18 protein-coding genes are annotated in these 22668 nt (G+C 51.7%); 3 read left to right on the forward strand and 15 right to left on the reverse strand.

All coding sequences use genetic code 11. The annotated features are described in order from the left end of the window. Window positions 1-46: 46 nt before the first annotated feature. The 7 genes from HMPREF1548_RS23995 to HMPREF1548_RS24030 form a co-directional block, all read right to left on the reverse strand. On the reverse strand, window positions 47-1024 hold the full coding sequence (locus HMPREF1548_RS23995; protein WP_021639290.1) for a 2-hydroxyacid dehydrogenase: 978 nt from the start codon (window positions 1022-1024) through the stop codon (window positions 47-49). A gap of 86 nt (window positions 1025-1110) precedes the next feature. After that, complete coding sequence (locus HMPREF1548_RS24000) at window positions 1111-1692, reverse strand: DUF1002 domain-containing protein (protein ID WP_021639291.1); 582 nt, start codon at window positions 1690-1692, stop codon at window positions 1111-1113. Between the two features lie 48 nt (window positions 1693-1740). Next, window positions 1741-2709, reverse strand: coding sequence for an alpha/beta fold hydrolase (locus tag HMPREF1548_RS24005; protein ID WP_021639292.1), 969 nt, complete (start codon window positions 2707-2709; stop codon window positions 1741-1743). 58 nt (window positions 2710-2767) lie between these two features. Then, window positions 2768-4747: a methionine--tRNA ligase gene (metG, locus tag HMPREF1548_RS24010; RefSeq protein ID WP_021639293.1), complete on the reverse strand. Its 1980-nt coding sequence runs from the start codon at window positions 4745-4747 to the stop codon at window positions 2768-2770. 455 nt (window positions 4748-5202) lie between these two features. Beyond that, a complete protein-coding gene (locus tag HMPREF1548_RS24020) occupies window positions 5203-6321 on the reverse strand; it encodes a KamA family radical SAM protein (RefSeq protein ID WP_021639295.1) in 1119 nt (372 codons plus the stop codon). Window positions 6322-6382: 61 nt separating this feature from the next. Next, window positions 6383-7384 carry a DUF2804 domain-containing protein gene (locus HMPREF1548_RS24025; protein WP_035323734.1) on the reverse strand — a complete coding sequence of 334 codons (1002 nt, stop codon included), beginning with the start codon at window positions 7382-7384 and terminating at the stop codon, window positions 6383-6385. A 67-nt stretch (window positions 7385-7451) separates the two neighbouring features. After that, on the reverse strand, window positions 7452-8729 hold the full coding sequence (locus HMPREF1548_RS24030; protein WP_083493051.1) for an MFS transporter: 1278 nt from the start codon (window positions 8727-8729) through the stop codon (window positions 7452-7454). Between the two features lie 341 nt (window positions 8730-9070). Here HMPREF1548_RS24030 and HMPREF1548_RS24040 point away from each other — a divergent pair, with 341 nt between their 5' ends. The 3 genes from HMPREF1548_RS24040 (at window position 9071) to HMPREF1548_RS24050 (ending at window position 12875) form a co-directional block, all read left to right on the forward strand. Beyond that, the gene (locus tag HMPREF1548_RS24040) at window positions 9071-10255 is read left to right on the forward strand and encodes an acetyl-CoA C-acetyltransferase (RefSeq protein WP_035323736.1); all 1185 of its coding nucleotides are present in this window, start codon (window positions 9071-9073) and stop codon (window positions 10253-10255) included. A gap of 130 nt (window positions 10256-10385) precedes the next feature. Continuing rightward, window positions 10386-10982, forward strand: coding sequence for an HDOD domain-containing protein (locus HMPREF1548_RS24045; RefSeq protein WP_035323737.1), 597 nt, complete (start codon window positions 10386-10388; stop codon window positions 10980-10982). A 243-nt stretch (window positions 10983-11225) separates the two neighbouring features. After that, window positions 11226-12875 carry an ABC transporter ATP-binding protein gene (locus HMPREF1548_RS24050; RefSeq protein WP_021639302.1) on the forward strand — a complete coding sequence of 550 codons (1650 nt, stop codon included), beginning with the start codon at window positions 11226-11228 and terminating at the stop codon, window positions 12873-12875. Between the two features lie 100 nt (window positions 12876-12975). Here HMPREF1548_RS24050 and HMPREF1548_RS24055 read toward each other — a convergent pair whose 3' ends face one another. The 8 genes from HMPREF1548_RS24055 to HMPREF1548_RS24090 form a co-directional block, all read right to left on the reverse strand. Then, window positions 12976-13935, reverse strand: a complete 960-nt coding sequence (locus HMPREF1548_RS24055; RefSeq protein ID WP_021639303.1) for a D-2-hydroxyacid dehydrogenase — start codon at window positions 13933-13935, stop codon at window positions 12976-12978. Then, on the reverse strand, window positions 13932-14606 hold the full coding sequence (gene rpe, locus HMPREF1548_RS24060; RefSeq protein WP_021639304.1) for a ribulose-phosphate 3-epimerase: 675 nt from the start codon (window positions 14604-14606) through the stop codon (window positions 13932-13934). Before rpe ends, HMPREF1548_RS24055 begins: the two co-directional genes overlap by 4 nt. Before the next feature lie 126 nt (window positions 14607-14732). Then, on the reverse strand, window positions 14733-15689 hold the full coding sequence (locus tag HMPREF1548_RS24065) for a transketolase family protein (protein WP_021639306.1): 957 nt from the start codon (window positions 15687-15689) through the stop codon (window positions 14733-14735). After that, window positions 15677-16513: a transketolase gene (locus tag HMPREF1548_RS24070; RefSeq protein WP_021639307.1), complete on the reverse strand. Its 837-nt coding sequence runs from the start codon at window positions 16511-16513 to the stop codon at window positions 15677-15679. The genes HMPREF1548_RS24065 and HMPREF1548_RS24070 overlap by 13 nt, the downstream gene beginning before the upstream one ends. A gap of 420 nt (window positions 16514-16933) precedes the next feature. Further along, window positions 16934-17638 (reverse strand): L-ribulose-5-phosphate 4-epimerase, encoded by a 705-nt coding sequence (locus HMPREF1548_RS24075; RefSeq protein WP_021639308.1) that lies wholly within the window; start codon window positions 17636-17638, stop codon window positions 16934-16936. A gap of 82 nt (window positions 17639-17720) precedes the next feature. After that, window positions 17721-19322, reverse strand: coding sequence for a xylulokinase (locus HMPREF1548_RS24080; RefSeq protein WP_021639309.1), 1602 nt, complete (start codon window positions 19320-19322; stop codon window positions 17721-17723). Between the two features lie 23 nt (window positions 19323-19345). After that, a complete protein-coding gene (gene araA, locus HMPREF1548_RS24085; protein ID WP_021639310.1) occupies window positions 19346-20842 on the reverse strand; it encodes an L-arabinose isomerase in 1497 nt (498 codons plus the stop codon). 125 nt (window positions 20843-20967) lie between these two features. Next, window positions 20968-22053, reverse strand: coding sequence for a GntR family transcriptional regulator (locus tag HMPREF1548_RS24090; protein WP_035323739.1), 1086 nt, complete (start codon window positions 22051-22053; stop codon window positions 20968-20970). Between the last annotated feature and the right edge of the window lie 615 nt (window positions 22054-22668).

The raw sequence follows: 22668 nt of genomic DNA on the forward strand, positions 1-22668 counted from the left end.
TACGCCACAGGAACCGCTGGCTCTCACAGACCGGGAGGCCACATCCCTACTCCACCAAATTTTTCAAAGTGAGGTTGTTTTCGAGGGCGTAGGCGTTTTCCAGGGTTTCGTGGGCGATGGACTGCATGGCCTCTACGGTGAAGAAGCCCATGTGGGAGGTGATGAGGACGTTGGGGAAGGTGGTGAGCCTTGCCAGGTTGTCATCCTGGATGATTTCGTCTGAGCAGTCTTCGTAAAAGAGGCCTTCCTCTTCCTCGTATACGTCCAGGCCGACGCCGCCGAATTTTTTAGCCAGGAGGCCGTTGATCAGGGCCTGGGTGTCAATGAGGCCGCCGCGGGAGGTGTTGACCAGGTAGGCGCCGTCTTTCATTATGGATATGGTTTTTTCGTTGATGATGTGGTGGGTGTCCGGGGTAAGCGGGCAGTGGAGGGACAGAAAATCTGCTTTGGAAAGGAGCTCCTCCAGGCTGACATATTGCACGTCCAGATTGGAGTTGGGATAGGGGTCATAGGCGAGCACGTTCATGCGGAAGCCATGGAAAATGCGGATCATGGCCTGGCCGATTTTTCCCGTTCCGATGACGCCCGCTACTTTATGATACAGATCGGTTCCCATGAGGCCGTTGATATTCATGTTGAATTCACGGGTCCTTCCGTAGGCTTTGTGGGTAAAACGGTTGACGGTAAGCAGCATTGCCATGGCAAATTCGGCAACCGCTTCGGGCGAATAGCTGGGCACGCGCAGTACCGCTACTTTTCCTTTCGCAGCCCGGGTGTCCACATGGTTATATCCCGCGCTGCGCAGAAGCAGCGCCTTTACCCCCATTTCATGGAGCGTGTCTATCATCTGCGCATTCACATGGTCATTTACAAAAATACAGACGGCATCATAGCCCTTTGCCAGAAAAACCGTCTCCTCACTGAAGGGCAGTTCAATAAAATATATTTCATATCCGTAATCCTTCGCCATCGGTTCAAACCAGATGCGATCATACGGTTTTGTGCTGAAAAAAGCGATTCTCATAAAAAAAGCCTTCCTTTCCCCTAAACATACTTTTATTTTTGTTTAGTGTACTCAAAGGCTCTTTTTTTATTCTTTTGTTGTCAGGATCAGGGCAGCATCCTGGCAAAAAAGCTTTTAATACTGTCAACCATGTCGTGGAAGAAGTCGCGGACTGCGGATTTGGCGCCTTCCACGACGGCTTCTTTCACGGGTTCCACCACGTTTTCCTGAATGGCTGCATCGGCGCTTTCTTTCAGCTGATCTCCATATTTTTCATAAAGCTCCTGGGCTTTGGAAAGAATGGCGTCAGGATCAAGCCCCAGCTGATTTATCTGTTTGATGAGAGCGGCGATCTGGTCCTTCTGATCATCGGTCAGTGTGATCTGCAGCTCTTCTTCGCATTCGGTGATTGCGCTGTTAATATCCTCGTCAGTTTCCAGTTCTCCTGCGGCCAGCTTTTCTTTCATTTTTTCCAGGAGGGCTTTCTGGTCGTCGGTGAGGATGGATTCCAGATCCTGGGAGGGCTCCGTATGAAGCGCCTCATTTCCCGGCTGCAGCTGCCCGGCGGATATTTCCGTGGCGGGCGCTGCGGTCAGGAGTAAGGCGGCCAGCAGGGCTGTGCCTATGGCAGGTGCGTGTTTCTTATGGTTTTTATTTTTGAATCTTTGACTGGTTCTGTTTCTTTCCAATATATTACTTCCTTCTTATTTACCGGGGCTGTTGCCGGCGGTTGCGATTTATGAATTTTTAGCGGACGCGGTGCGCCTGACCCATTCATAGATATCCTTCCACACCATTTCCCGGTCGCTTTCGTTTACCAGCTCGTGTCTGTCGTCTTCATACAGCTTGATATTCACGTTCGTCATGCCCAGCTCCCGGAAGGAACGATATACGCCTTCCACAGCTTTTCCATAGTCCCCCACCGGATCTTTCGTTCCTGACATGAAGAGTACGGGCAGGTTTTTCGGCATTTTTTCCAGGCGCGTTTTGTCATGGAGGCGGTCAATCAGTTCAAAGAGCGTGGCAAAGCCCCCAAGGGTAAAGGTGAAGCCGCAGAGAGGATCCTCATTGTATTTTGCAACCTCCACGGAATCCCTGGAAAGCCAGTCCATAGCGGATACGGGGTGGGAAATTTTCTTATTGTAGCTGCCGAAGGCAAGTGCGTTAACCAGGGCGCTTTTATGCTTTTCTCCCTGGAAAACGGTGAGGAACTTCACCAGCTTTTTGGAAAAGCCCAGCAGGGCCCTGGGCTGCATCCCGGTTCCCATGATGATTGCGCCGTCAATCCCGGTGCCGTAAGCACACAGGTAATTCCTGAGGATGAAGGAGCCCATGCTGTGTCCCAGCATCAGATAGGGGACGCCGGGATTTTCCTCCTGGATCATTTTTTTCAGGCGGTGGACATCCTTAACCGCCGTGGTTGCAGGATCCTGGCTGCAGAAATAGCCGTAGGGATGGCTGCTGCCGGTGTGCTTTTCATCCCCCTTATTATATATGCTCTTTCCATGGCCCAGATGATCATTTCCCACCACCAGGATGCCTTTTTCCGCCAGGAAAACGGCCAGTCTGTGGTAACGGTCAATGTATTCGGCCATACCGTGGACAATTTGCAGAATGCATACCGGCCTGCCCTCGGGCAGCCATTCCACAGCATGGATCTTTGTGAGTCCATCTCTGGAGTCGTAATAAAATTCCTTTTTTTCCATTGCGTAACCCTCCTTTACCGTATCTCCCCCTAAAAACGTTCCCTTATACTGCTGCTTCTCAACAGATTTCCGCGCCGGCCGGCATCTCTTTTTCGGGAGCTACCAGCGCCAGGTTCCCTTCCGCGTCCTCAGCGCACAGGAGCATGCCCTCGGATACGATGCCCGCCAGCTTTGCAGGCTTCAGGTTCACCAGAACCATAACCTTCTTACCAACCATTTCCTCTGCGGAATAGTTGGACTTGATGCCGGATACGATCTGTTTTACCTCGCTGCCGATGCGTACCTGGGAGCAGAGAAGCTTCCTGGACTTCTTCACTTCCTCGCAGGCGATGATTTCCCCTACCTGGAACTGCAGCTTTGCAAAATCATCATACGTGATTTCCGGTTTTCTTTCGATATCTATCACCGCGGGCTGTTCTTCCCCGGCTTCTTCCTCAGCAGGGCCTTCTGTCTCCGCCTTCCTTGCGGCAAACATGGCTTCCGCCTTTTCCACCACTTCCTTTGCATCCAGTCTTGCAAACAGGATTTCCGGCTGATCCGTCACTTTGTTCCCGCTGGGGTAATGGCCGAAAACAGCGCATTCCTCAAAGGAAGGAAGGACAGTGTTCAGCTGCTGTGCAATCCTGGCAGAGGTTTCGGGCATATACGGCTCCAGCAGGGAAGCGCCGATGGTGATGCTTTCTACCAGGTTGTAAAGGACGGTGGCAAGACGGTCCTTCTTTGCTTCATCCTTTGCCAGTACCCAGGGCTCTGTTTCATCAATATATTTGTTGCAGCGTTTGAACAGGGAGAAAATCTCCGTCATGGCGTCAGCCACACGCAGCTCCTCCATTTTCGCGCAGATCTTTGCATAGGTGCCGGTCACCACGGACTTGAGATCCTCGTCCACAGCTTCCGCAGCGCCTCTGTCCTCCACCACGCCGCCGAAATATTTATTGCTCATGGAAATCGTACGGTTTACCAGGTTGCCAAGCGTGTTGGCCAGATCGGAGTTGATTCTTTCCACAATCAGCTCCCAGCTGATAACGCCGTCGTTTTCAAAGGGCATTTCATGAAGCACGAAATAACGGACGGCATCCACGCCGAAAAAGTTCACAAGGTCGTCCGCATACATTACATTTCCCTTGGACTTGCTCATCTTGCCGTCGCCCTGAAGCAGCCAGGGATGTCCGAATACCTGTTTCGGCAGCGGCTCTCCCAGCGCCATGAGGAAAATAGGCCAGTAGATGGTATGGAAACGGATAATGTCCTTTCCGATCAGATGCAGGTCCGCGGGCCACAGCTTCTTATACTGTTCGCTGCTGTCTCCGTCCGCATTGTAGCCGATGCCGGTAATATAGTTGGTAAGGGCGTCCAGCCATACATAAACCACATGTCTGTCGTCAAAATCAACCGGGATGCCCCATTTGAAGGAGGTCCTGGATACACACAGGTCCTGCAGGCCCGGAAGAAGGAAATTGTTCATCATCTCGTTTTTACGGGAAACGGGCTGAATGAACTCCGGATGGTCGTTAATATGCTTAATCAGCCTGTCCGCATATTTGCTCATTTTGAAGAAATAGGCCTCTTCCTGGGCGGGCTTTACTTCTCTGCCGCAGTCCGGGCACTTGCCGTCTACCAGCTGGGATTCGGTCCAGAAGGACTCGCAGGGGGTACAGTAAAGGCCTTCGTAATGTCCTTTGTAAATATCCCCCTGATCATACAGGCGTTTGAAAATCTTCTGTACCTGCTTTACATGATCCTCATCTGTGGTACGGATAAATTTATCATAGGAGGTTCCCATGAGATCCCACAGGCCCTTCACCTCCCCTGCCACGCCGTCCACATAATCCTGCGGCGTCACACCGGCTTCCTGGGCCTTCAGCTCGATTTTCTGTCCATGCTCGTCCGTTCCTGTCTGGAAAAATACATCGTAGCCGTCTTTTCTTTTAAATCTGGCAATGCTGTCCGCCAGCACGGCCTCATAGGTGTTTCCAATGTGCGGTTTGCCTGAGGTATAGGCAATGGCGGTAGTAATATAATACTTTCCTTTACTCATTTTCTAAAATACTCCTTTCCTTTCTTTCCCCACGTCAACAAAAGCCCGCCCTCTTATTTTTAAGCTTTAGTCAAAAAATAAGAAGACGAGCCTACACCCGCGGTACCACTTCTGTTCACCCTATCCTCGCGGATACGGTCTCTCCGGGTACGTAAAGCCTGCCTTCTGTGCTCATTGACATGGACTCGGCTTTTTCTACCCTGCCGCTGTAACAGGCGGCGCCTGTCGCAGCCTTGCCCCCGGCTGTCCCGGCGGTTCGGTGCGCTGCTCCGAAGCCATATTCCATCCGCTTTGGCCTGATCCCTCGCAGCTGCAGACGGCGCTCCCCGCCTGCGGGATCTTCTCTGTAAGGCTTCCCTGAATGTACTCTCTTCTTCACTGCTTTTATACGTTTATAAAAGTCTGGCCGGCCCTCCGGCCGATTAACTTCAGATTATCACAATCATGTCCGGTTGTCAAACCTCGCCCGCGCCGCAGAGGCCGTCCGGCAGCCAGGTCTGGTTTTCTCCAAGTTTCACGGCAAAAATCCTGCCCCGGTCCGCATCATATTTGGCCTGGTGGTATTTAAACAGCATTCTTCCGTCCTCCCACACGCCAAGGATTTCTATTTTTCCGGTACGGTGGGACATGACATATTTAAAGCCCTTTCCGAAACCGTTCTGCATCTGTTTCGCACGCTCCACAATCTCCGCACCCTTAAGGATCGGCACCTGAAAATGGGTTCCCACTCCCGAAACGGGCCTGCACTGGAAAATATAATAAGGAATCACGCCAATAGCCGTCAGTCCTTTAAGCAGCCCCCCAAGCACATCGGGGTCATCATTTACACCCCGCAGCAGCACCGTCTGATTTTTCACGGAAATGCCCGCGTCAAGGAGCATCCTCACCGCTTTTTCTGATTCCTCCGTTATTTCCGCAGAATGATTGAACTGCGTCACCACATAGATTTTCTTTTTCCTGTCATAACGTTTCAACAGCTCCACAAGCTCCGGATCCAGGGTGATCCGGAAAGGAAAAGTAACCGGCGTACGCGTCCCTATACGAAGAAAATCCAGCTGCTCCATAGATGAAAGCACATCCAGGAAGTGTTCCAGAGCCTCATTGCTGTTAAGCAGCGCATCTCCCCCGGAAATAAGCACATTGCTTATCTCCTTATGCTCCCTGATATAATCTGCCGCTTTCTCAAAATTATCCGCCGTCTCCTCCTCGCTGATACCTACAAGGCGCTTCCTGAAGCAGTGCCGGCAGTACATGGCGCACCGGTGAGTGGACAGGATCAGGGCGGTTTCCCCGTATTTATGCTGCAGGCCCGGAAGTCTGGTGTTTTCCGCTTCCCCGCTGGTATCAAACTTCCCCGTCATGTCGTTTTCTTCCAGAGAGGGGATGCACATACGCCGGATGGGATCCTTCGGATTGTTCCAATCAATCAGTGACAGGTAATAGCGCGGGACCGACATGGGGAAGCGCTCTAAAATCCGCTCCACCTCCTGCTCATGCTCCCCGTGCAAGTGCATAATGTCTTCCAGTTCCCCGGCATGCGTCACATTGGTTTTCAGTATTTCTCTCCAATCCATAGTCACTCCTTTCCGGCAGACGGCCGCGCCTCTGCCTGCTGAACTGTTGCCTGTCTTCTCTTTACCAATTATTTACGGCATGCTCCGCAAAGGATATCACATCCTTTATTTCCAGACATGTGCCGTCGTCAAGCACCGCCTTTCCTGTAAATTTTCCGAACATCTGATGGCAGCAGTTATTTACCCAGAGCAGCTTTATGCTCGTGGTTCTGTCATAGCAGGGAGTCAGCGTCAGATCAAGACGTCCTTCCCTGTCCGTCAGATGCCAGGGATCCATATATTTGTCTCCCAGCCTGAAGTCCACCTTCCCCAGCTTATGGGCCTTGCCTTTGTAAAAAAGCATGTTCTCGCTGGCAGTATCGGTGTTGCCAAAGCCGCATCCCAGGTTAAAGCCGAACATCTCTCCGTCCAGCCGGCCGCTTCCGTTGCTCCAGTACCATTCATTATGGAAGGGCCACACGCCTCTGCCCCAGTCAAGAATGCCGAAGGAATTTTTTCTGTCAAACCGCCATTCCCTGTCCCCGGATTTTACATAGCCTTCCGCCGTCATGCAGTTGATTTTATGGTTATAATAAAAAGCGCGGGCGTATTCGTCAAAGGGCAGATTAATCACCAGAGAATTGGGATTCTGCCGTTCCAGGCGGATTTTAACCTCCACATTTCCCCAGCGGCAGGTCAGGACACGCTTCTGGTTTTTGGTCTGGAAACGCATGAGAACGCCGCCCTTTTCATAGGAAAGGGTATTGTCCTTTTCCGCGTCCGTCGGCATATGGAGAGAGCCGAAGGGCAGCACCAGGATTTTATTCAGATCCAGAAGCTTTTCCCCTTTGATAAAATCAAACAGCATCAGGCTTACCTGTCCCGCATAGGCGGCGTGTCCTATGGTAAACTGCAGGCACAGCCTTTCATTGGATATCTGATAAAAATCCCATTCTTTAATGCGCCACGCAGGCGCCTTGATTGCCTTTCTGTCATACACCAGCGTGCTTTTTCTGGAATAGCCCGGTATGGGGCGGCCCTTTTCATCCAGTACCGGCCCTTTTTTCAACAGTTCTTTTTCCATATCCAATCCCCTTTCTTCCATGGCGGCCAGGATGCGGGGCTTATTCTGCCCGGCCTTGCCATGGCTCTTAACCCCTTTGTCTCACTTTCTGCAGGCGTCCCGCCGCTGCCAGCGGAATCAGGGTAAACAATGTGAGCAGCGCCGATACCAGAAACAGGCTTGGCGCAGGAACCATGCCCATAGTGCCGCTGACCTCCATTTCCACTCCCATCCGGTTGATTACCTGCGTCGCTATGGCAGGGCCTGTTATCATGGGGATACAGACGAAGAAAATCTGCTTGATTCCCTCAAACTGGCCTCTCTGCTCCTCCGGATACAGATTTTTCATCCAGGCCGTCAGAGACTGGAGCACAAGTATGTAGCCGATGCCTGCCCCGAACACGCCAGCCAGCAAAATTATCAGGTTCTGTGACAGGCTGACCAGTATCAGACCGGCAGTATTGCACAGAAGCGCCGTAAAAATCACCTGCGGCGCCTTTCCCTTATCAATAAAGCGGGCCGCGGGAATCGTCATCACCGCAGCAGCCAGCAGGCCCACGCCCTGGATTATCCCGGTCATACCGTAGTCATATCCCAGATAATTGACAAAATAAATCGTAATGTATGGGAAATAAACATTAAATCCGATAAAGTACACCGTCATCACCAGAAAAACCCAGAACAGCTCTTTATTCCCCCTTACCGTCTCCCAGTTGAACACGGTGAGGAACTGATGCCAGAAGCCCTTCTCATCCCGTTTTGGATGCAGCGTGGGCGAATCCTCCAGAGTAAACAGGGCCATGACGCCCACCACAGCCACCAGGCCGCCCATCAGGCCAAAAAAGGCAAAGAAATCAATCTGATCGATAATAAGCCCGGAAACCACCGCGCCGAATATGGTGGCGAACACGGGCATAACCGCCAGTGCGCCTCCCAGCTTTCCCCGGTTATGTTCATTGGAAATATCCGTCGTCCACGGCCCGAAGCCGCCGTCATTTCCCACGGAGCCAAAAAAGCTCATAACCGCATCCGCCAGCACAACGCATGCGGCCGCAATGAACAGAGGGTTCTTGGGTATCATTTCCGTAGCCCCGAAAATAAAGGTAAAAATTCCCCAGAGAATATACCCGATGCAGATAAAAGGCTTTCTTTTCCCCTTTCTGTCTCCCCATGTGCCCACCAGGAATGTGCAGAATGTGGAAACAGCAGCGCTCACACCCACCATCCAGGACACAATCGCCGGCTCCGGCGCAATTTTGTCATAAACAAAGGTATTGAACCAGGAATTTTCAATATTCCAGCAGATCTGCCCCGTCATCCCCAATATCCAGATTAAAATCCAGTTTTTACGGCTTATTTTCCCCATTAAAAGCCCCCCTGTTCCCGTCATGCTGTTTTACTGTGTCTTTACTCTTATCTTACTCTGATTACCGGGCTTTTTCCATAGAAGAATCCTGAATTATTTCTTTGAACGGCACTTGACGGCGAAGGACGTAGAAGACCGAAAATTTCCGTTTTATTGTATTTTGCCATTCAGCATGGTAAAATAAGGCCTGAAGAGCCTGTCTGCCTCCGAAGGTTTTTTCAGAACCAGACAGGAAGCATTTTACGGCTGCCCGATTTTGGAAGGCTCAATTTCCCGCAGCTGCAGATATTACATCAATCTATATCAAATACTTGCCGTAACCTGGCAGAATGGAGGAAATAATGAGCAGAAAAGTTGTTTTGGCCGGCGGCTGCAGAACCGCAATCGGCGTTATGGGCGGCGCGCTTTCCACTGTACCCGCAGCTGACCTGGGCACTATCGTGATTAAGGAGGCCCTGAACAGGGCAGGAGTAAAGCCTGAAATGGTTGACGAGGTATATATGGGCTGCGTTATCCAGGCGGGACAGGGGCAGAATGTCGCCAGACAGGCCGCCGTAAACGCCGGTATCCCTGTGGAGGTTCCTGCAACCACAATTAACGTATTGTGCGGCTCCGGACTTCATTGTGTCAATCTGGCCGCCAAGCTGATTGCCTGCGGCGACGCTGATATCATCGTTGCCGGCGGTACGGAGAACATGTCCCGCGCACCTTATCTGGTACAGCAGGGCCGTTACGGCTACCGCATGGGCAACGCCCCCCTGGAGGATGCGCTTCTCAAGGACGCCCTTACCGATGCCTTCCATGGCTACCACATGGGTATGACCGCAGAGAATATCTGTGACCAGTGGGGACTGACCCGGGAGCAGCTGGATGAATTCGCTGCAAACAGCCAGCAGAAATGTGAAGCGGCTATGGAAGAGGGACGTTTTAAGGATGAAATCGTGCCCGTTGAAGTAAAGACGAAAAAAGGTTCCGTTATTGTTGATACGGACGAAGGCCCCAGAAAGGGCGTTACCGCAGAAGGCCTTGCCAAATTAAAACCGGCCTTCAAAAGAGACGGCGGACTTGTGACCGCAGGAAACGCTTCCGGCATCAACGACGGCGCTGCAGCCATCATCGTCATGAGCGAGGAAAAGGCAAAGGAGCTGGGCGTTACCCCCATGGCTACCTGGATCGGCGGAGAACTGGCAGGCGTGGATCCTTCTATAATGGGAATCGGACCCGTTGCCGCCACCAGAAAGGTTCTGAAGAAAACCGGCATGGAAATCGGGGATTTTGACCTGATTGAAGCAAACGAAGCATTCGCCGCCCAGTCCGTGGCAGTGGGACATGATCTGGGCTTTGATCTGAGCAGGCTGAATGTAAATGGCGGCGCAATCGCCCTGGGACACCCCGTAGGCTGCTCCGGCTGCCGTATCCTGGTTACGCTTCTCCATGAAATGCAGAAGCGCGATGCAAAGACCGGCCTTGCCACCCTCTGCGTTGGCGGCGGAATGGGCTGTGCTGCAATAGTGAAACGGGATTAACCGCTGATCTCAGTTTTTCCCAGAAGGCCAAAAATCCCCAAAGGCCAAAAAGGCCTGCGGGGATTTTTATATATTCCGTTTTTTATATGCGCTGACATGTGAAACTGAACTATTCAATGGAGGAAGACCAATGATACCTGACAGAACCACCTCAATGCAACTGTTGAATGAAGCCTATGAACTAAATCCAGGACCGTGGAAAGCCCATTCCCTCGTCACCGCGGAATGTGCGGAAAAAATCGCCGCCTGCTGCCCCGGCATGGACAGCGAAAAAGCCTTTATCCTCGGCCTTCTCCATGATATCGGAAGACGCTTCGGCGTGACACAGCTGGCCCATGTCATCGATGGCTATGACTATCTCATGACGCTGGGCTTCGACGAACCCGCACGTATCAGCCTTACCCATTCCTTTGCCGAAAAGGATATACATACCTATATCGGAAAGCCGGATGTTTCGGAAGCGGATTATCAGCGAATATTGAACCTCATCGCTTCCTTTGATTACGACGATTATGACAGGCTGATCCAGCTGTGCGACAGCATTGCCATGGCCGAAGGCCCCGCGGATATAGTCACGCGAATGAGCGACGTAAAAAACAGGTATGGCTTCTATCCCCAGAAAAAATGGGACAAGCATCTGGAGCTGCAGAAATATTTTGAGGATAAAATGGGAAAAAGCCTCAATGAAGTGTTGTCCTGCCAGACCTCAAATCAACAGACACAATAATAACCGCCAGGCTTTTCCAGCTTTTGGATAATTACCCTATTTCAGGAGGTGAGATCTTTTGAGACACGAACGAGGTATCAGCTCAGTACAGTTTATGTAATCTGTCGGCAGATTGTACTGAGTACTATAGTTCAGGCCCAGACTCAGAAAGAGCTGCAGCCTGTGCATCCATATCTTTGCCGGCAGGCATAACTGTACTTATTCTGCTGCTTTATAAATCACAGAAGGTACAGGAGTACAGATATGAAATATTTACAGGAAATAATAAAGAAAAATAAAATATGGATCATAATTTATATTATACTGGGCATCGGCTTATCCTTTCTGGCGAATTACAGTGTCAGTTATTTTCAAAAGCTGATTGACCGTTTTACGGCCGGGACGCTTACCCTGTCCGGCATTCTTTTTTACTGCGGGCTCCTACTGATTCTCTGCATCGCAAGTTATCTGGATGAGTATCCCCACCAAAAGCTGAATAATGGAATCTATCTGGATTTAAAGCTTATGGCTCTGAAAAAGACGAGCCGCATTGATTATCTTGCTTATCAGTCCCTCGGAACCGGGAAGCTGATACAGCGAATTGAAAACGGTTCCACGGCCGGGCGGAACATTTTGTTTGAGTTCTGGTTCAGGATTGCGAAGGAGCTGCTGCCTTCCGCTCTGTTCAGCATGTTTTTTATTTACAGGCTTAACCATGTGATCGCTTATACTGTGGCCTGCGGCTATCTGCTGGTCTTTTTGATCACAAATCTGCTGCTGAAGCTGCTTTACCGGATGAAGGAACGGATGCTGGATAACGAAGAGCTGCTGAATCATTATCTGACCCGTGGCTTTATGGAGATGGTGGTTTTCCGGCTGAACCGGCAGTTTTCCCGGGAAATACATAAGGCGGAGCGCTCAAAGGATGAAATTGTCCGCTCCAAAATCGGTATTTCCTTTATTCATGAGGCCTTTTTTGCCGCCTTTGCAGCACTGATCATCCTGATTAAGGCTGCCCTCATCATTTATGCCTGGTATACCCGTTCCATATCCATCGGAGCCGTTGTGGCCCTGATTACTTTGGTGGATAATGCCTACACGCCCATTGCCATTTTCAATGTTTTATTTGTCCAGTACCGTCTGGATACGGCCGCCTTTAAAAGATATACCTCATTTCTGGATTCTCCCGAGGATCCTCAGCTGCAAAACGGCAGCGCCATGGCATCCTTTCATGGGAATATTATGGTGAAGCAGCTGGATTTTACCTATTCGGGAAGACAGATTCTGCGGGGTCTTTCCCTTACGATAGCCCCCGGCGAAAAAATTGCCCTGGCGGGAAGCAGCGGCTCCGGCAAATCCACGCTGGTAAAGCTTCTGGCCGGGCTGCTTAAGCCGGATCGCGGCCAAATACTGGTTGACAATCAGGAGCTGCGCTGTGTAAAGCTGGACGATTACTACAGGCATATTGCTTATATTCCCCAGGAAAGCCCTGTCTTTGACAGCACGCTTCGTGAAAACCTGATATTCGATTCCACCCTGCCGGATGCAGCTCTGATCCGCGCCCTGGAAAAGGTCCAGCTTCTGAAATGGTTTCAGGGGCTGGAGGATGGCCTGGATACCCAGCTGGGTGAACGGGGCGTCAGGCTGTCCGGAGGAGAACGGCAGCGTCTGGCCCTTGCCCGGCTGTGGTTTTCCGATGCCAGGCTCATTATACTGGATGAATCCACCTCCGCCATGGATAACCTGACCGAAGAGCTTGTAATGAAGGAGGTGCTCGCCCTGGCGGACGGCAGGAATATCATTGCCATCGCCCACCGGCTGAATTCCGTCCGTGCCTTTGACCGGATTATCCTGCTCAGGAATGGGGAAATTGTGAAAGACGGAAGCTTTGAGGAGCTTGCTCCAATTTGCTGAAACCATATCCCTATAAATATATAATGTAATAAAAAGGCCTTTGGACGCTGTAAAGGATTCTTCCTCAGCATCCAAAGGCCTTAACTATCGCTTATAGCTACTATTTACAGTATCCGGTCTCCAAATCCACCACGTTGCGCAGCGGTTCCCCTGCCTGAAAGCGCTTCAGGTTTTCCGCGAATATTTCCGCGATCTGCTGCAGCGTTTCCGGCAGCGCATAGCCGCCTGAGATATGGGGTGTTATGATGGCATTCGGTGCCTTCCAGAGAGGGTGGTCCGCAGGCAGAGGCTCCGGATCGGTAACATCAAGTGCTGTCCCGGCAATTTTCCCGGCATACAGCGCGTCGCTGAGGGCATCCGTATCCACAGCCGTTCCTCTTCCCACGTTCAGTACAATGGCGTTGGGGGAAAGGAGGGAAATCCGTTCCCGGTTCAGCGTATGGTAGGTGGATGGATTCCCGGGAAGGCTGAGCGCCACCACATCCGCGCGGGGGAGAAGGGAATCCAGTTCCTCCATTCCGTAAAGCCCGTCAACACAGTCCGGCTTTTCTCCCACACGGCGTTTTACGCCTATGGTTGTGCAGCCAAGGGCCTTCATTTTGGAGGCGAAGCAGGTTCCGATATCTCCCAGTCCTATCACAAGCACCGTAGTTCCCTGGATGACGCCCACATGCCCTTCGCTCTTCCATTGGCTCTGGAGCTGGTTGGCGTAGTACAGGTTCAGCTTCTTGCGGAGCATAAAAAGGCAGGCCAGCATATGCTCGGAGATTGCCAGGCCATATGCCCCTGTGGCATTGGTGAGGACCGCCCCCTGAGGCAGCCTTCCCGGCACGCAGTAGCCTTCGGTCCCCGCATTGTTCAGCTGTATCCATTTCAGGTGTTCTGTTTTTTCCAGCTGTCCGGGGCTTTCAAGGTTCCCCAGAAGGACGTCCGCTTCCCTGAGAAGTTCCTCAGTCATATCACTTTTCAGGCAGAAAATAACATCCTCCGGCCTTTCGGCTGCGGAGAGAATCAGGGCTTTTTGTTCCTCCGTAAAAGGAGGGGTCACTACAATTTTCATGCCTGGCCTCCTTTTTCACAGCTTTTCAGCGTTTCCAGCATGGCCTTTACGTTATCTGTCCGGTTACCGTTGAAAATGGCGGAACCGGCCACTATGACATTGGCTCCTGCTTCCAGGACCACATTGACATTGTCCCTGGTGATGCCGCCGTCCACTTCGATGTCCACGTCCGCATGCTTTTCCTGGATGAGTCTGCGGGCCTCGCGGATCCTGGCCGTGGAGGCCGGCAGGTATTTCTGGCCGCCAAAGCCCGGCTCCACCGTCATGACAAGAAGCAGGTCTATTTTATCCAGATATTTTTCTATTGCCTGAATGGGTGTGGAGGGCTTTAAGGAGATGCCGGCTTTACGTCCCAGGCTGTGTATCCAGTCCAGGGTTTCCTCCACATCGCTGCAGGCTTCCAGATGAACCGTAATGATATCTGCCCCGCTTTTGGCAAAATCCGCCACATAACGGATAGGCTCTTCCACCATCAGATGCACATCAAAAACCATATCCGTCACCTTTCTCAGGGAGGAAATCACGCACAGGCCAAAAGAAAGGGATGGCACAAACATACCGTCCATCACATCAATATGAAGGTACTGTGCGCCAGCCTCCTCTACCAGTTTAATTTCTTCTCCCAATCTGGCGCAGTCAGCGGCCAGGATTGATGGTGATAAAATATTCATATTTTTTCCTTTTCCTCTTCAGGCATCCGGAGAGCCCGCCGTCATCGTCATGCGGCAGTTCCGGAGGGGTGCCTGTAAAAACAGGCGGCCGGCCCCGGTCGGGGCCGGCTCTTATCACTGCCGTTTTTATTTTACAAATTCTTTAACTTTACTGTAAATTCCGTCTGCATCCAGGCCGTATTTTGCAACGAGGGCGCCTGCGGATCCGGATTCACCGAAAATGTCGTTCATTCCGATCCTGCATACCGGAGTGGGGGCCTTTTCGGACAGGGCTTCGCTTACGGCGCCGCCCAGGCCGCCGATGATGGAATGCTCTTCTGCGGTAACCACTTTTCCGGTTTTCTTTGCGGATTTGATAATCAGCTCTTCATCCAGGGGTTTGATGGTATGGATGTTGATAACTTCGGCATTGATGCCGTCTTCTGCAAGCTTTTCAGCCGCTTCCAGCGCTGCGGATACGCAGATGCCTGTTGCTACGATGGTAACATCCGTCCCTTCCCGAAGGAGAACGCCTTTTCCGATTTCGAATTTATAGTCTTCCCTGTCATTGATAACCGGCACTGCGGCACGGCCGAAACGCAGGTATACGGGGCCTACGTATTCAATGGCAGCCTGTACGGCGGCCCTGGCTTCCACAGCATCGCTGGGATTGATTACCACCATGCCGGGAATAACGCGCATGAGGGCGATATCCTCCAGGCACTGATGTGATGCGCCGTCTTCCCCTACGGTGATGCCGGCATGGGTTGCACCGATTTTCACGTTCAAATGGGGATAGCCGATGGAGTTGCGGACCTGCTCATAAGCGCGGCCTGCCGCGAACATGGCAAAGGAGCTGGCAAAGGGGATTTTCCCTACGGTGGAAAGTCCTGCCGCAATGCCCATCATGTCGCATTCTGCGATACCGCAGTCAATATGGCGTTCGGGGAACGCCTTCTGGAAGGTATTGGTCTTGGTGGCATTTGCCAGGTCGGCATCCAGAACCACCAGGTTGGGATACTGTGCGCCGAATTCAGCAAGTGCCTTTCCGTAAGCTTCTCTGGTTGCAATTTTCTGAACCGTCTTGTTGTTTACTTCTGACATAATGCTTCACCTACTTTCTCCAAATCTGCCATTGCCACTGCATACTGCTCATCGTTGGGCGCGGTTCCGTGCCATGCCACATTTCCTTCCATGAAGGAAACGCCTTTTCCTTTCAGGCTGTGTGCGATGATTGCGGTAGGCATGCCCTTGGTTTCCTTCGCTTCCTTGAAGGCCGAGCGGATTTCATCAAAATTATGGGCATCAATGTTGATTACATGGAAGTTGAATGCTTCGAATTTCTTATCAATAGGATAAGGGGAGCATACCTGGTCGATAGGTCCGTCGATCTGCAGGCCGTTGTTGTCAACGATAACCACAAGGTTGTCCAGCTTGTGGAAGCCGGCAAACATAGCTGCTTCCCAGACCTGTCCTTCTTCGATCTCTCCGTCTCCCAGGAGCGTATATACGCGGTAATCCTTATTGTCCAGCTTTCCGCCCAGAGCCATGCCGGCAGCTGCGGAAATGCCCTGTCCCAGGGAGCCTGTGGACATGTCAACGCCGGGGATGTACTGCATGGAAGGGTGTCCCTGCAGGTAGGAGCCGAGTTTACGTAAGGTAACAAGATCTTCCACCGGGAAAAAGCCTCTGTGGGCCAGGGTGGAATATAATCCGGGGGCTGTGTGTCCTTTGGAAAGAACGAAGCGGTCCCTGTCCGGTTTGTCGGGGTTCTCCGGATCGATGTTGAGTTCTTCAAAGTAGAGATAGGTGAAAATATCTGCTGCGGAAAGGGATCCGCCGGGATGTCCGGCTTTGGCGCTGTGAACTGCTGTTACAATGCCTTTGCGGATCTCGTTCGCCATTTTTGCGAGTTCAAGATTTTCCATGAATATTTTTCCTCCATTGGGTTTGAATTGGTGGATTGACGGTAACTGTTGGGGTGGAGCCCGGTGGGTAAATAATCCAGGGGGCTTGGGTTACCGTGGGTGGTGATTGTTGTTGGGTGGCCAGGGGGTGGGAGCAGGAAGGGATTAAGGACTTAAGGACTTTAGGGAACGCCGGCGCCGGGGTGGTGGCGGGAGGGCGGAGCTTCAAGTCCTGCGGTCTTTCAGCTGCCTTGGTGTCGGGTGTAGAAGTAGCGGCACCGGACGGCAGAACCTCAAGACCTTCGGTCTTTCGGTCGCTTCGCTCGCCGGATAGGTTTGAAAGGTCTGGCCGGGGAAAGCAGAAAGGTGGGGCGTTTTTCTGTTTTCCCCGGCCAGGCCTTCCAAACCTGTCCGGTTCTGCCTGGTCACGAATATGATACCCTATTTACCCCCATTTTGTCCATAGTAAGCGTTGGCTCCGTGTTTTCTGTAATAGTGTTTGTCCTGGAGCTCCTGGGGGGCGGGTTGGATTCTGGGGTTAATGGTTTCTGCGCGGTAGGCCATTTTGGCTACTTCTTCGAGCACTACTGCATTGTGGACGGCTTCGTGGGCGTCTTTTCCCCAGGCGAAGGGGCCGTGGTTTTTGCAGAGTACTGCGGGTACGGCTTTGGGGTCTTTGTTCATGGCTTTGAATTCATTTACGATGAGGTGTCCGGTGTTTTCTTCGTAGGCCTCTTCGATTTCTGCTTTGGTCAGGCAGCGCAGGCAGGGTACTTCACCGTAAATGTAGTCTGCATGGGTGGTTCCGTAGCAGGGGATTCCTCTTCCTGCCTGGGCCCAGCTGGTGGCATAGGAGGAGTGGGTGTGGACGATTCCGCCTATTTCAGGGAATGCTTTGTAAAGCTCTACGTGGGTTGCGGTGTCGGAGGAGGGGTTGTATTTTCCTTCTACCTTATTTCCGTTCAGATCCACGATTACCATATCCTCAGGGGTAAGCTTGTCATAATCAACGCCGCTGGGCTTGATGGCAAACAGGCCGCTTTCCCTGTCGATTTCACTCACATTTCCCCAGGTAAAGGTAACAAGGCCATATTTGGGAAGAAGCATATTGGCTTCATATACTCTTTGTTTCAGTTCTTCTAACATTTATTTCATCCTTTCTGCCCCCCGAAGGGGGCATTTTGCCGGGTTTTATTATTTTTTTTAAAGCTTCGAGAATAGCTTTGCATTAAATCAATGATTCCACTGCCGCCTTTTCAATGGGAAGCCCTTTTGTATAGCGCTCAACGAACCTGTTGAAGCCTTCCACATCCGTGCTGTCCGGCTCCAGGGTAACGCCTTCCTGTCCTGCAAATACGTCGCGTTCCAGGAACTGCGCAAGGCTTTCGCCGTCCTTTTTATTTTTCATGTAGGAAGCAAGAAGGGCAATTCCCCACGCGCCGCCTTCTCCTGCGGTCTCCATGACGGTAACCGGGGCGTTTACGGCTGCAGCCATAATCCTCTGTCCTACTTCCTTGGTCTTGAACAGGCCGCCGTGTCCCATCATTCTGTCAATCTGCACATTTTCTTCCTTCAGCAGGATATCAAGCCCTGTTTTCAGTGCGCCCAGCGCGGTGAAAAGATGTACGCGCATGAAGTTCGCAAGGTTGAAATTGCTTTCAGGATTCCTTACAAACAGCGGACGTCCCTCTTCAAAGCCGGTGATATGCTCGCCTGAAAAATAATTGTATGCCAGCAGGCCGCCGCAGTCCGGATCGCCCTCCAGAGCCTTTCTGTACAGGGTTCCGAACAGCTCATTTTTATCCACCTTCATGCCGAACGCCTGGGTAAATTCCTCAAACAGGTCAATCCATGCATTCAGGTCAGAGGTACAGTTATTACAGTGGACCATAGCCACAGCGCTTCCGTCAGGCGTTGTTACCATATCGATTTCCGGATGTACCTTATCCAGTGCTTTTTCCAGAACTACCATGGCAAATACGCTGGTTCCTGCGGATACGTTGCCGGTACGCTGCGCCACGCTGTTGGTAGCCACCATCCCGGTTCCCGCATCTCCCTCCGGAGGGCAGACAGGGATTCCGGCTTCCAGCTCTCCTGAAGTATCAAGAAGACGTGCGCCCTCCTCCGTCAGGCAGCCGGCGTTATCGCCTGCCAGCAGAATTTCAGGCAGGATTTCTTCCAGCTTCCAGGGGAAGCCTTCCGGTGCAATCAGCTCATTAAAGGCATCAACCATACGCCTGCTGTACTGCTTCGTTTCAGGATCCACAGGCAGCATGCCGGCCGCTTCGCCGATGCCCAACACCTTTTTCCCGGTGAGCTTCCAGTGCACATAGCCCTCCAGCGTGGTCAGATAGCTGATATCCTTTACATGCTCCTCCTTATTCAGAATCGCCTGGTATAGATGGGCGATGCTCCATCTCTGGGGAATATTGAATTCAAACAGCTCTGTCAGCTTTACGGAAGCCTCCTCCGTAATGGTATTTCTCCATGTACGGAAGGGCACCATCAGCTCTCCCGCCTCATTAAAGGCCATGTAGCCATGCATCATGGCGCTGAAGCCCAACGCTCCCACTTTGGTAAGGGTAACCCCGTATTTTTCTTTTACATCCTCAGCCATCTTCCGGTAGCTGTCCTGCAGGCCGCCCCAGATATCCTCCAGGCTGTAGGTCCAGATATTATTCTCATAACGGTTTTCCCATTCGTGGTTTCCCGCCGCAATCGGCGCATTATCCTCTCCGATCAGGACCGCCTTGATTCTAGTGGATCCAAATTCGATTCCCAGTGTGGTTTTTCCATTCAGAATCGCTTCTTTTACTTCTGAAACACCCATAATTACTTACCTCCTGTAAATTTTTATCTGTAATAAACGGAATTCCATCTCAGTTCATTTTTGAAATTCCTGATGGTGGTATCCTTATCGATGACAACGCTCTCAATGCCCATAGCCGCAGCCCAGTCAACCATCTGATCTACGCTCAGGTCATAGGAAAATGCGGTATGATGTGCACCGCCGGCCAGAATCCAGGCTTCAGCCCCTACCTCAAGGCTGGGCTGAGGAGTCCAGAATGCAGTGGCAACGGGAAGCTTGGGCATTTCTTTCTCACACTTTTTGCAGTCAACCGCATTGATGATCAGACGGAAACGATTTCCCAGATCCACAAGAGAGGTAGCCACAGCCGGGCCGGTCTTGGAGGTGAATACCAGACGCGCGGGATCCTCACGGTTCCCCATGCTCAGAGGCTGCACCTTAATGGAAATGGGTCCCTCCGCGATGGTCGGGCATACCTCAAGCATATGCGCCTGCAGAATCCCTTCCTTTCCCGGAACCAGGTTATATGTATAATCCTCCATAAAGGAAGTACCCTTGGCATTCGGAACCCCTGCAGTCATTATCTTCATCAGACGAACCATAGCCGCTGTTTTCCAGTCGCCTTCCCCGCCGAAGCCGTAGCCCTTTTCCATCAGCCTCTGAATTGCCAGCCCCGGAAGCTGCTTCAGTCCGCCCAGCATACCGAAATGCGTAACAATTGCCTGGTAATTGCCGTCTTCCAGGAATTTTTCCAGACCGATTTCAATCCTGGCCTGGGCCGCCACATGGGCGCGGAACTCCCCAGGATCCCTTCCCTCAAGCAGAATCTGATACTTGCTGTAATACTCCTCAACAAGCGCATCCACATCCGCCTGTGCCACAGCGTCCACATACTCCACCGCGTCATTGACACAATAATGATCGATTTCCCAGCCGAATTTTACCTCAGCCTCCACCTTATCGCCTTCCGTAACAGCAACATTGTTCATGTTATCCCCGATACGGCAAACTCTGATATGGGAAGACTCCATAATGCCCACTGCAGTTCTCATCCAGCTTCCCAGCTTATCCTGCACACCGGCATTTGCCCAATGCCCTACAATAATCTTACGCTCAATTCCCATACGGCTTACGATATGGCCATATTCCCTGTCGCCATGCGCAGACTGATTCTCATTCATGAAATCCATATCAATGCTGTCATAAGGAATTTCCTCATTGAACTGCGTATGCAGATGACAAAGCGGCTTACGATACTCCTTCAGCCCCAGAATCCACATTTTCGCCGGGGAAAACGTATGCATCCAGGTGATAACACCAGCGCACTCCTCATCCTCATTTGCCGCATTCAGGGTTCTCCTGATAGTCGCCGGATCAATCAGCGTAGGCTTCAGAACCACTTCAAAGGGAAGCCTTCCCGAAGCGTTCAGCCCCTCCACGATCTTCGCGGAATGCTCCGCCACCTTCCTCAGGCACTCATCCCCGTACAGATCCTGGGAACCTGTACAAAACCAGAATTTGTAGTCTCTTCCTGTTTTCATTTCACATATCCTCCTGAAAAATAATTTTTATATCTGAAGCAGCCGCCAAAACCCTTCACAGCCGCTTTCTGAATATCATTACAACAAATCAAAACCGCCGCGCCGGCACCCCATACCCGGATCCCTCACGCCTTCGCCGGACCACTCACCGAATCCCGCTCCACGATTTCAGTCACAAACTCAAAATTCCCGTCAAAGCTCCGGTTCCTCATCACAGCCAGCAGATTCTCCGCCGCCCTGGCCCCCAGCTTATCCGTAGGATGATGCACGCTCGTCAGCCTGGTATCCGCCAGCTCCGCCAGCTCCGAATCATCAATGCTAATAAGGGAAATATCCTCCGGCACCCGGATTCCCTCCTCCTTCAAAAGCACCTCCAGCTGAAAAGCAAGCTTATCGTTATAACAAAACACAGCCGTACAATCCCGGAAATTCCTCAAAATCCGCTCCCGGTAATCATGCAGATGCTGCTCCCCCTCCGTATCCAGCCACACAATCCCCGAATCCCCCGCCGGAATCCCACAACGCCTGCAGGTATCCAGGAACCCTGCGAACCTAAGATGCCCCTGCCCGTCATCAAACTTCAACAACGCCCCGATCCGCCGATGCCCCGCATCAAACAGATACTTCACCGCCATCTCCGCCGCCAACCTGTCATTCAACGTCACATGAGGCAGCTTCAGCTGCGGATAATAACTGTTAATAAAAACAATCGGCACCTTCCTCTCCACCAGCCTCTCAATCAAAGACAGATTCGGATTCGGCAGCCCGCTCTTCGTCGCCTCCATAATAATCCCGGCCACATCATCCCTCGCCAGGATATCCTCAAGAATCGTCCTCTCCCGCTCCAACATATTATTAGTAAAAGCGATCTGAACCGAATAACCCCTCTCAAACAAATAATTCTCAATCCCCTGAATCGTCCTGGGAAAAATATAACTATCCACATAAGTCGTCACAACAGCGATCCGCGTCTTATTCTCCAACGTAGCCATCCGGTCATCACAAACATAAGTCCCGCTCCCCTGCCGCCTGACAACGATCCCTTCCTCCTCCAGAACCCCAATCGCATGCCTCACCGTCTGCCTGCTCAACCCAAACAGCTCACTCAGCTCATTCTCCGAATTCAACCTCTCCCCCGGCCCCAATTCCTTCCTCTCAAGCCTCTCCTTCACCCAATCCACAATCTCCATATACCTGGGCTTCCCAACCATCTCCATCCCCCCTTATTATCCCTATCATCTCAATCCACATCAACTTGTACACTCGTATATACAACTTGTACACACATCATCCCCCGCCAGCTTATCCCAAAAACCCCACCTCTACCGATTCATAACACACCCAAGCCACTATCACTAATATACAAGCTATCCATCTCACTTTTATGCACATTCACAGCCCTCTCAATTTCCGCACCAAAAAGACTGCCCATTAATTTCACTATATCCCAAACCCACTCCCCTGTCAATAATCTTTTCCATTTTTCAAATACCTTTATCACAACTTGTATATATACATATTATTTACCCTACCTACGCCTGCCAATTCCCCCAGGAGATTTTGCGTGCAGGATGGTCCGGGGCCGGGCGGTGTGTGTGGTTCTTCTTCGGGGCTGCGGTGGGGGTATTTTCCGCTCCATTTGAAAAAATGGCGGATGTTTCTTACTTCCCCCAAATGCCAGGATTATGCCGCCCCTAGCGGCTTGTCTGACGAGCACAGCCGACGCCAGTCGCTGCGCGAGGAGTTCAGCCGCGTTGGCACAATCCTGGAATTTGGGGGAAGTTAGAAACACCCCATTTTTGAAACTGGAGCAGAAAATACCCCCA

This window comes from Clostridium sp. KLE 1755, assembly GCF_000466465.2.
In the GTDB taxonomy this organism is placed as follows: domain Bacteria; phylum Bacillota; class Clostridia; order Lachnospirales; family Lachnospiraceae; genus Eisenbergiella; species Eisenbergiella porci.

What these genes read in the sequence shown, in the direction of transcription:
- HMPREF1548_RS23995 (WP_021639290.1), bottom strand. Translation starts at nt 1,024, where the DNA reads ATGAGAATCGCTTTTTTCAGCACAAAACCGTATGATCGCATCTGGTTT.
- HMPREF1548_RS24005 (WP_021639292.1), bottom strand. Translation starts at nt 2,709, where the DNA reads ATGGAAAAAAAGGAATTTTATTACGACTCCAGAGATGGACTCACAAAG.
- metG (WP_021639293.1), bottom strand. Translation starts at nt 4,747, where the DNA reads ATGAGTAAAGGAAAGTATTATATTACTACCGCCATTGCCTATACCTCA.
- HMPREF1548_RS24020 (WP_021639295.1), bottom strand. Translation starts at nt 6,321, where the DNA reads ATGGATTGGAGAGAAATACTGAAAACCAATGTGACGCATGCCGGGGAA.
- HMPREF1548_RS24025 (WP_035323734.1), bottom strand. Translation starts at nt 7,384, where the DNA reads ATGGAAAAAGAACTGTTGAAAAAAGGGCCGGTACTGGATGAAAAGGGC.
- HMPREF1548_RS24030 (WP_083493051.1), bottom strand. Translation starts at nt 8,729, where the DNA reads ATGGGGAAAATAAGCCGTAAAAACTGGATTTTAATCTGGATATTGGGG.
- HMPREF1548_RS24040 (WP_035323736.1), top strand. Translation starts at nt 9,071, where the DNA reads ATGAGCAGAAAAGTTGTTTTGGCCGGCGGCTGCAGAACCGCAATCGGC.
- HMPREF1548_RS24045 (WP_035323737.1), top strand. Translation starts at nt 10,386, where the DNA reads ATGATACCTGACAGAACCACCTCAATGCAACTGTTGAATGAAGCCTAT.
- HMPREF1548_RS24050 (WP_021639302.1), top strand. Translation starts at nt 11,226, where the DNA reads ATGAAATATTTACAGGAAATAATAAAGAAAAATAAAATATGGATCATA.
- HMPREF1548_RS24055 (WP_021639303.1), bottom strand. Translation starts at nt 13,935, where the DNA reads ATGAAAATTGTAGTGACCCCTCCTTTTACGGAGGAACAAAAAGCCCTG.
- rpe (WP_021639304.1), bottom strand. Translation starts at nt 14,606, where the DNA reads ATGAATATTTTATCACCATCAATCCTGGCCGCTGACTGCGCCAGATTG.
- HMPREF1548_RS24065 (WP_021639306.1), bottom strand. Translation starts at nt 15,689, where the DNA reads ATGTCAGAAGTAAACAACAAGACGGTTCAGAAAATTGCAACCAGAGAA.
- HMPREF1548_RS24070 (WP_021639307.1), bottom strand. Translation starts at nt 16,513, where the DNA reads ATGGAAAATCTTGAACTCGCAAAAATGGCGAACGAGATCCGCAAAGGC.
- HMPREF1548_RS24075 (WP_021639308.1), bottom strand. Translation starts at nt 17,638, where the DNA reads ATGTTAGAAGAACTGAAACAAAGAGTATATGAAGCCAATATGCTTCTT.
- HMPREF1548_RS24080 (WP_021639309.1), bottom strand. Translation starts at nt 19,322, where the DNA reads ATGGGTGTTTCAGAAGTAAAAGAAGCGATTCTGAATGGAAAAACCACA.
- araA (WP_021639310.1), bottom strand. Translation starts at nt 20,842, where the DNA reads ATGAAAACAGGAAGAGACTACAAATTCTGGTTTTGTACAGGTTCCCAG.
- HMPREF1548_RS24090 (WP_035323739.1), bottom strand. Translation starts at nt 22,053, where the DNA reads ATGGTTGGGAAGCCCAGGTATATGGAGATTGTGGATTGGGTGAAGGAG.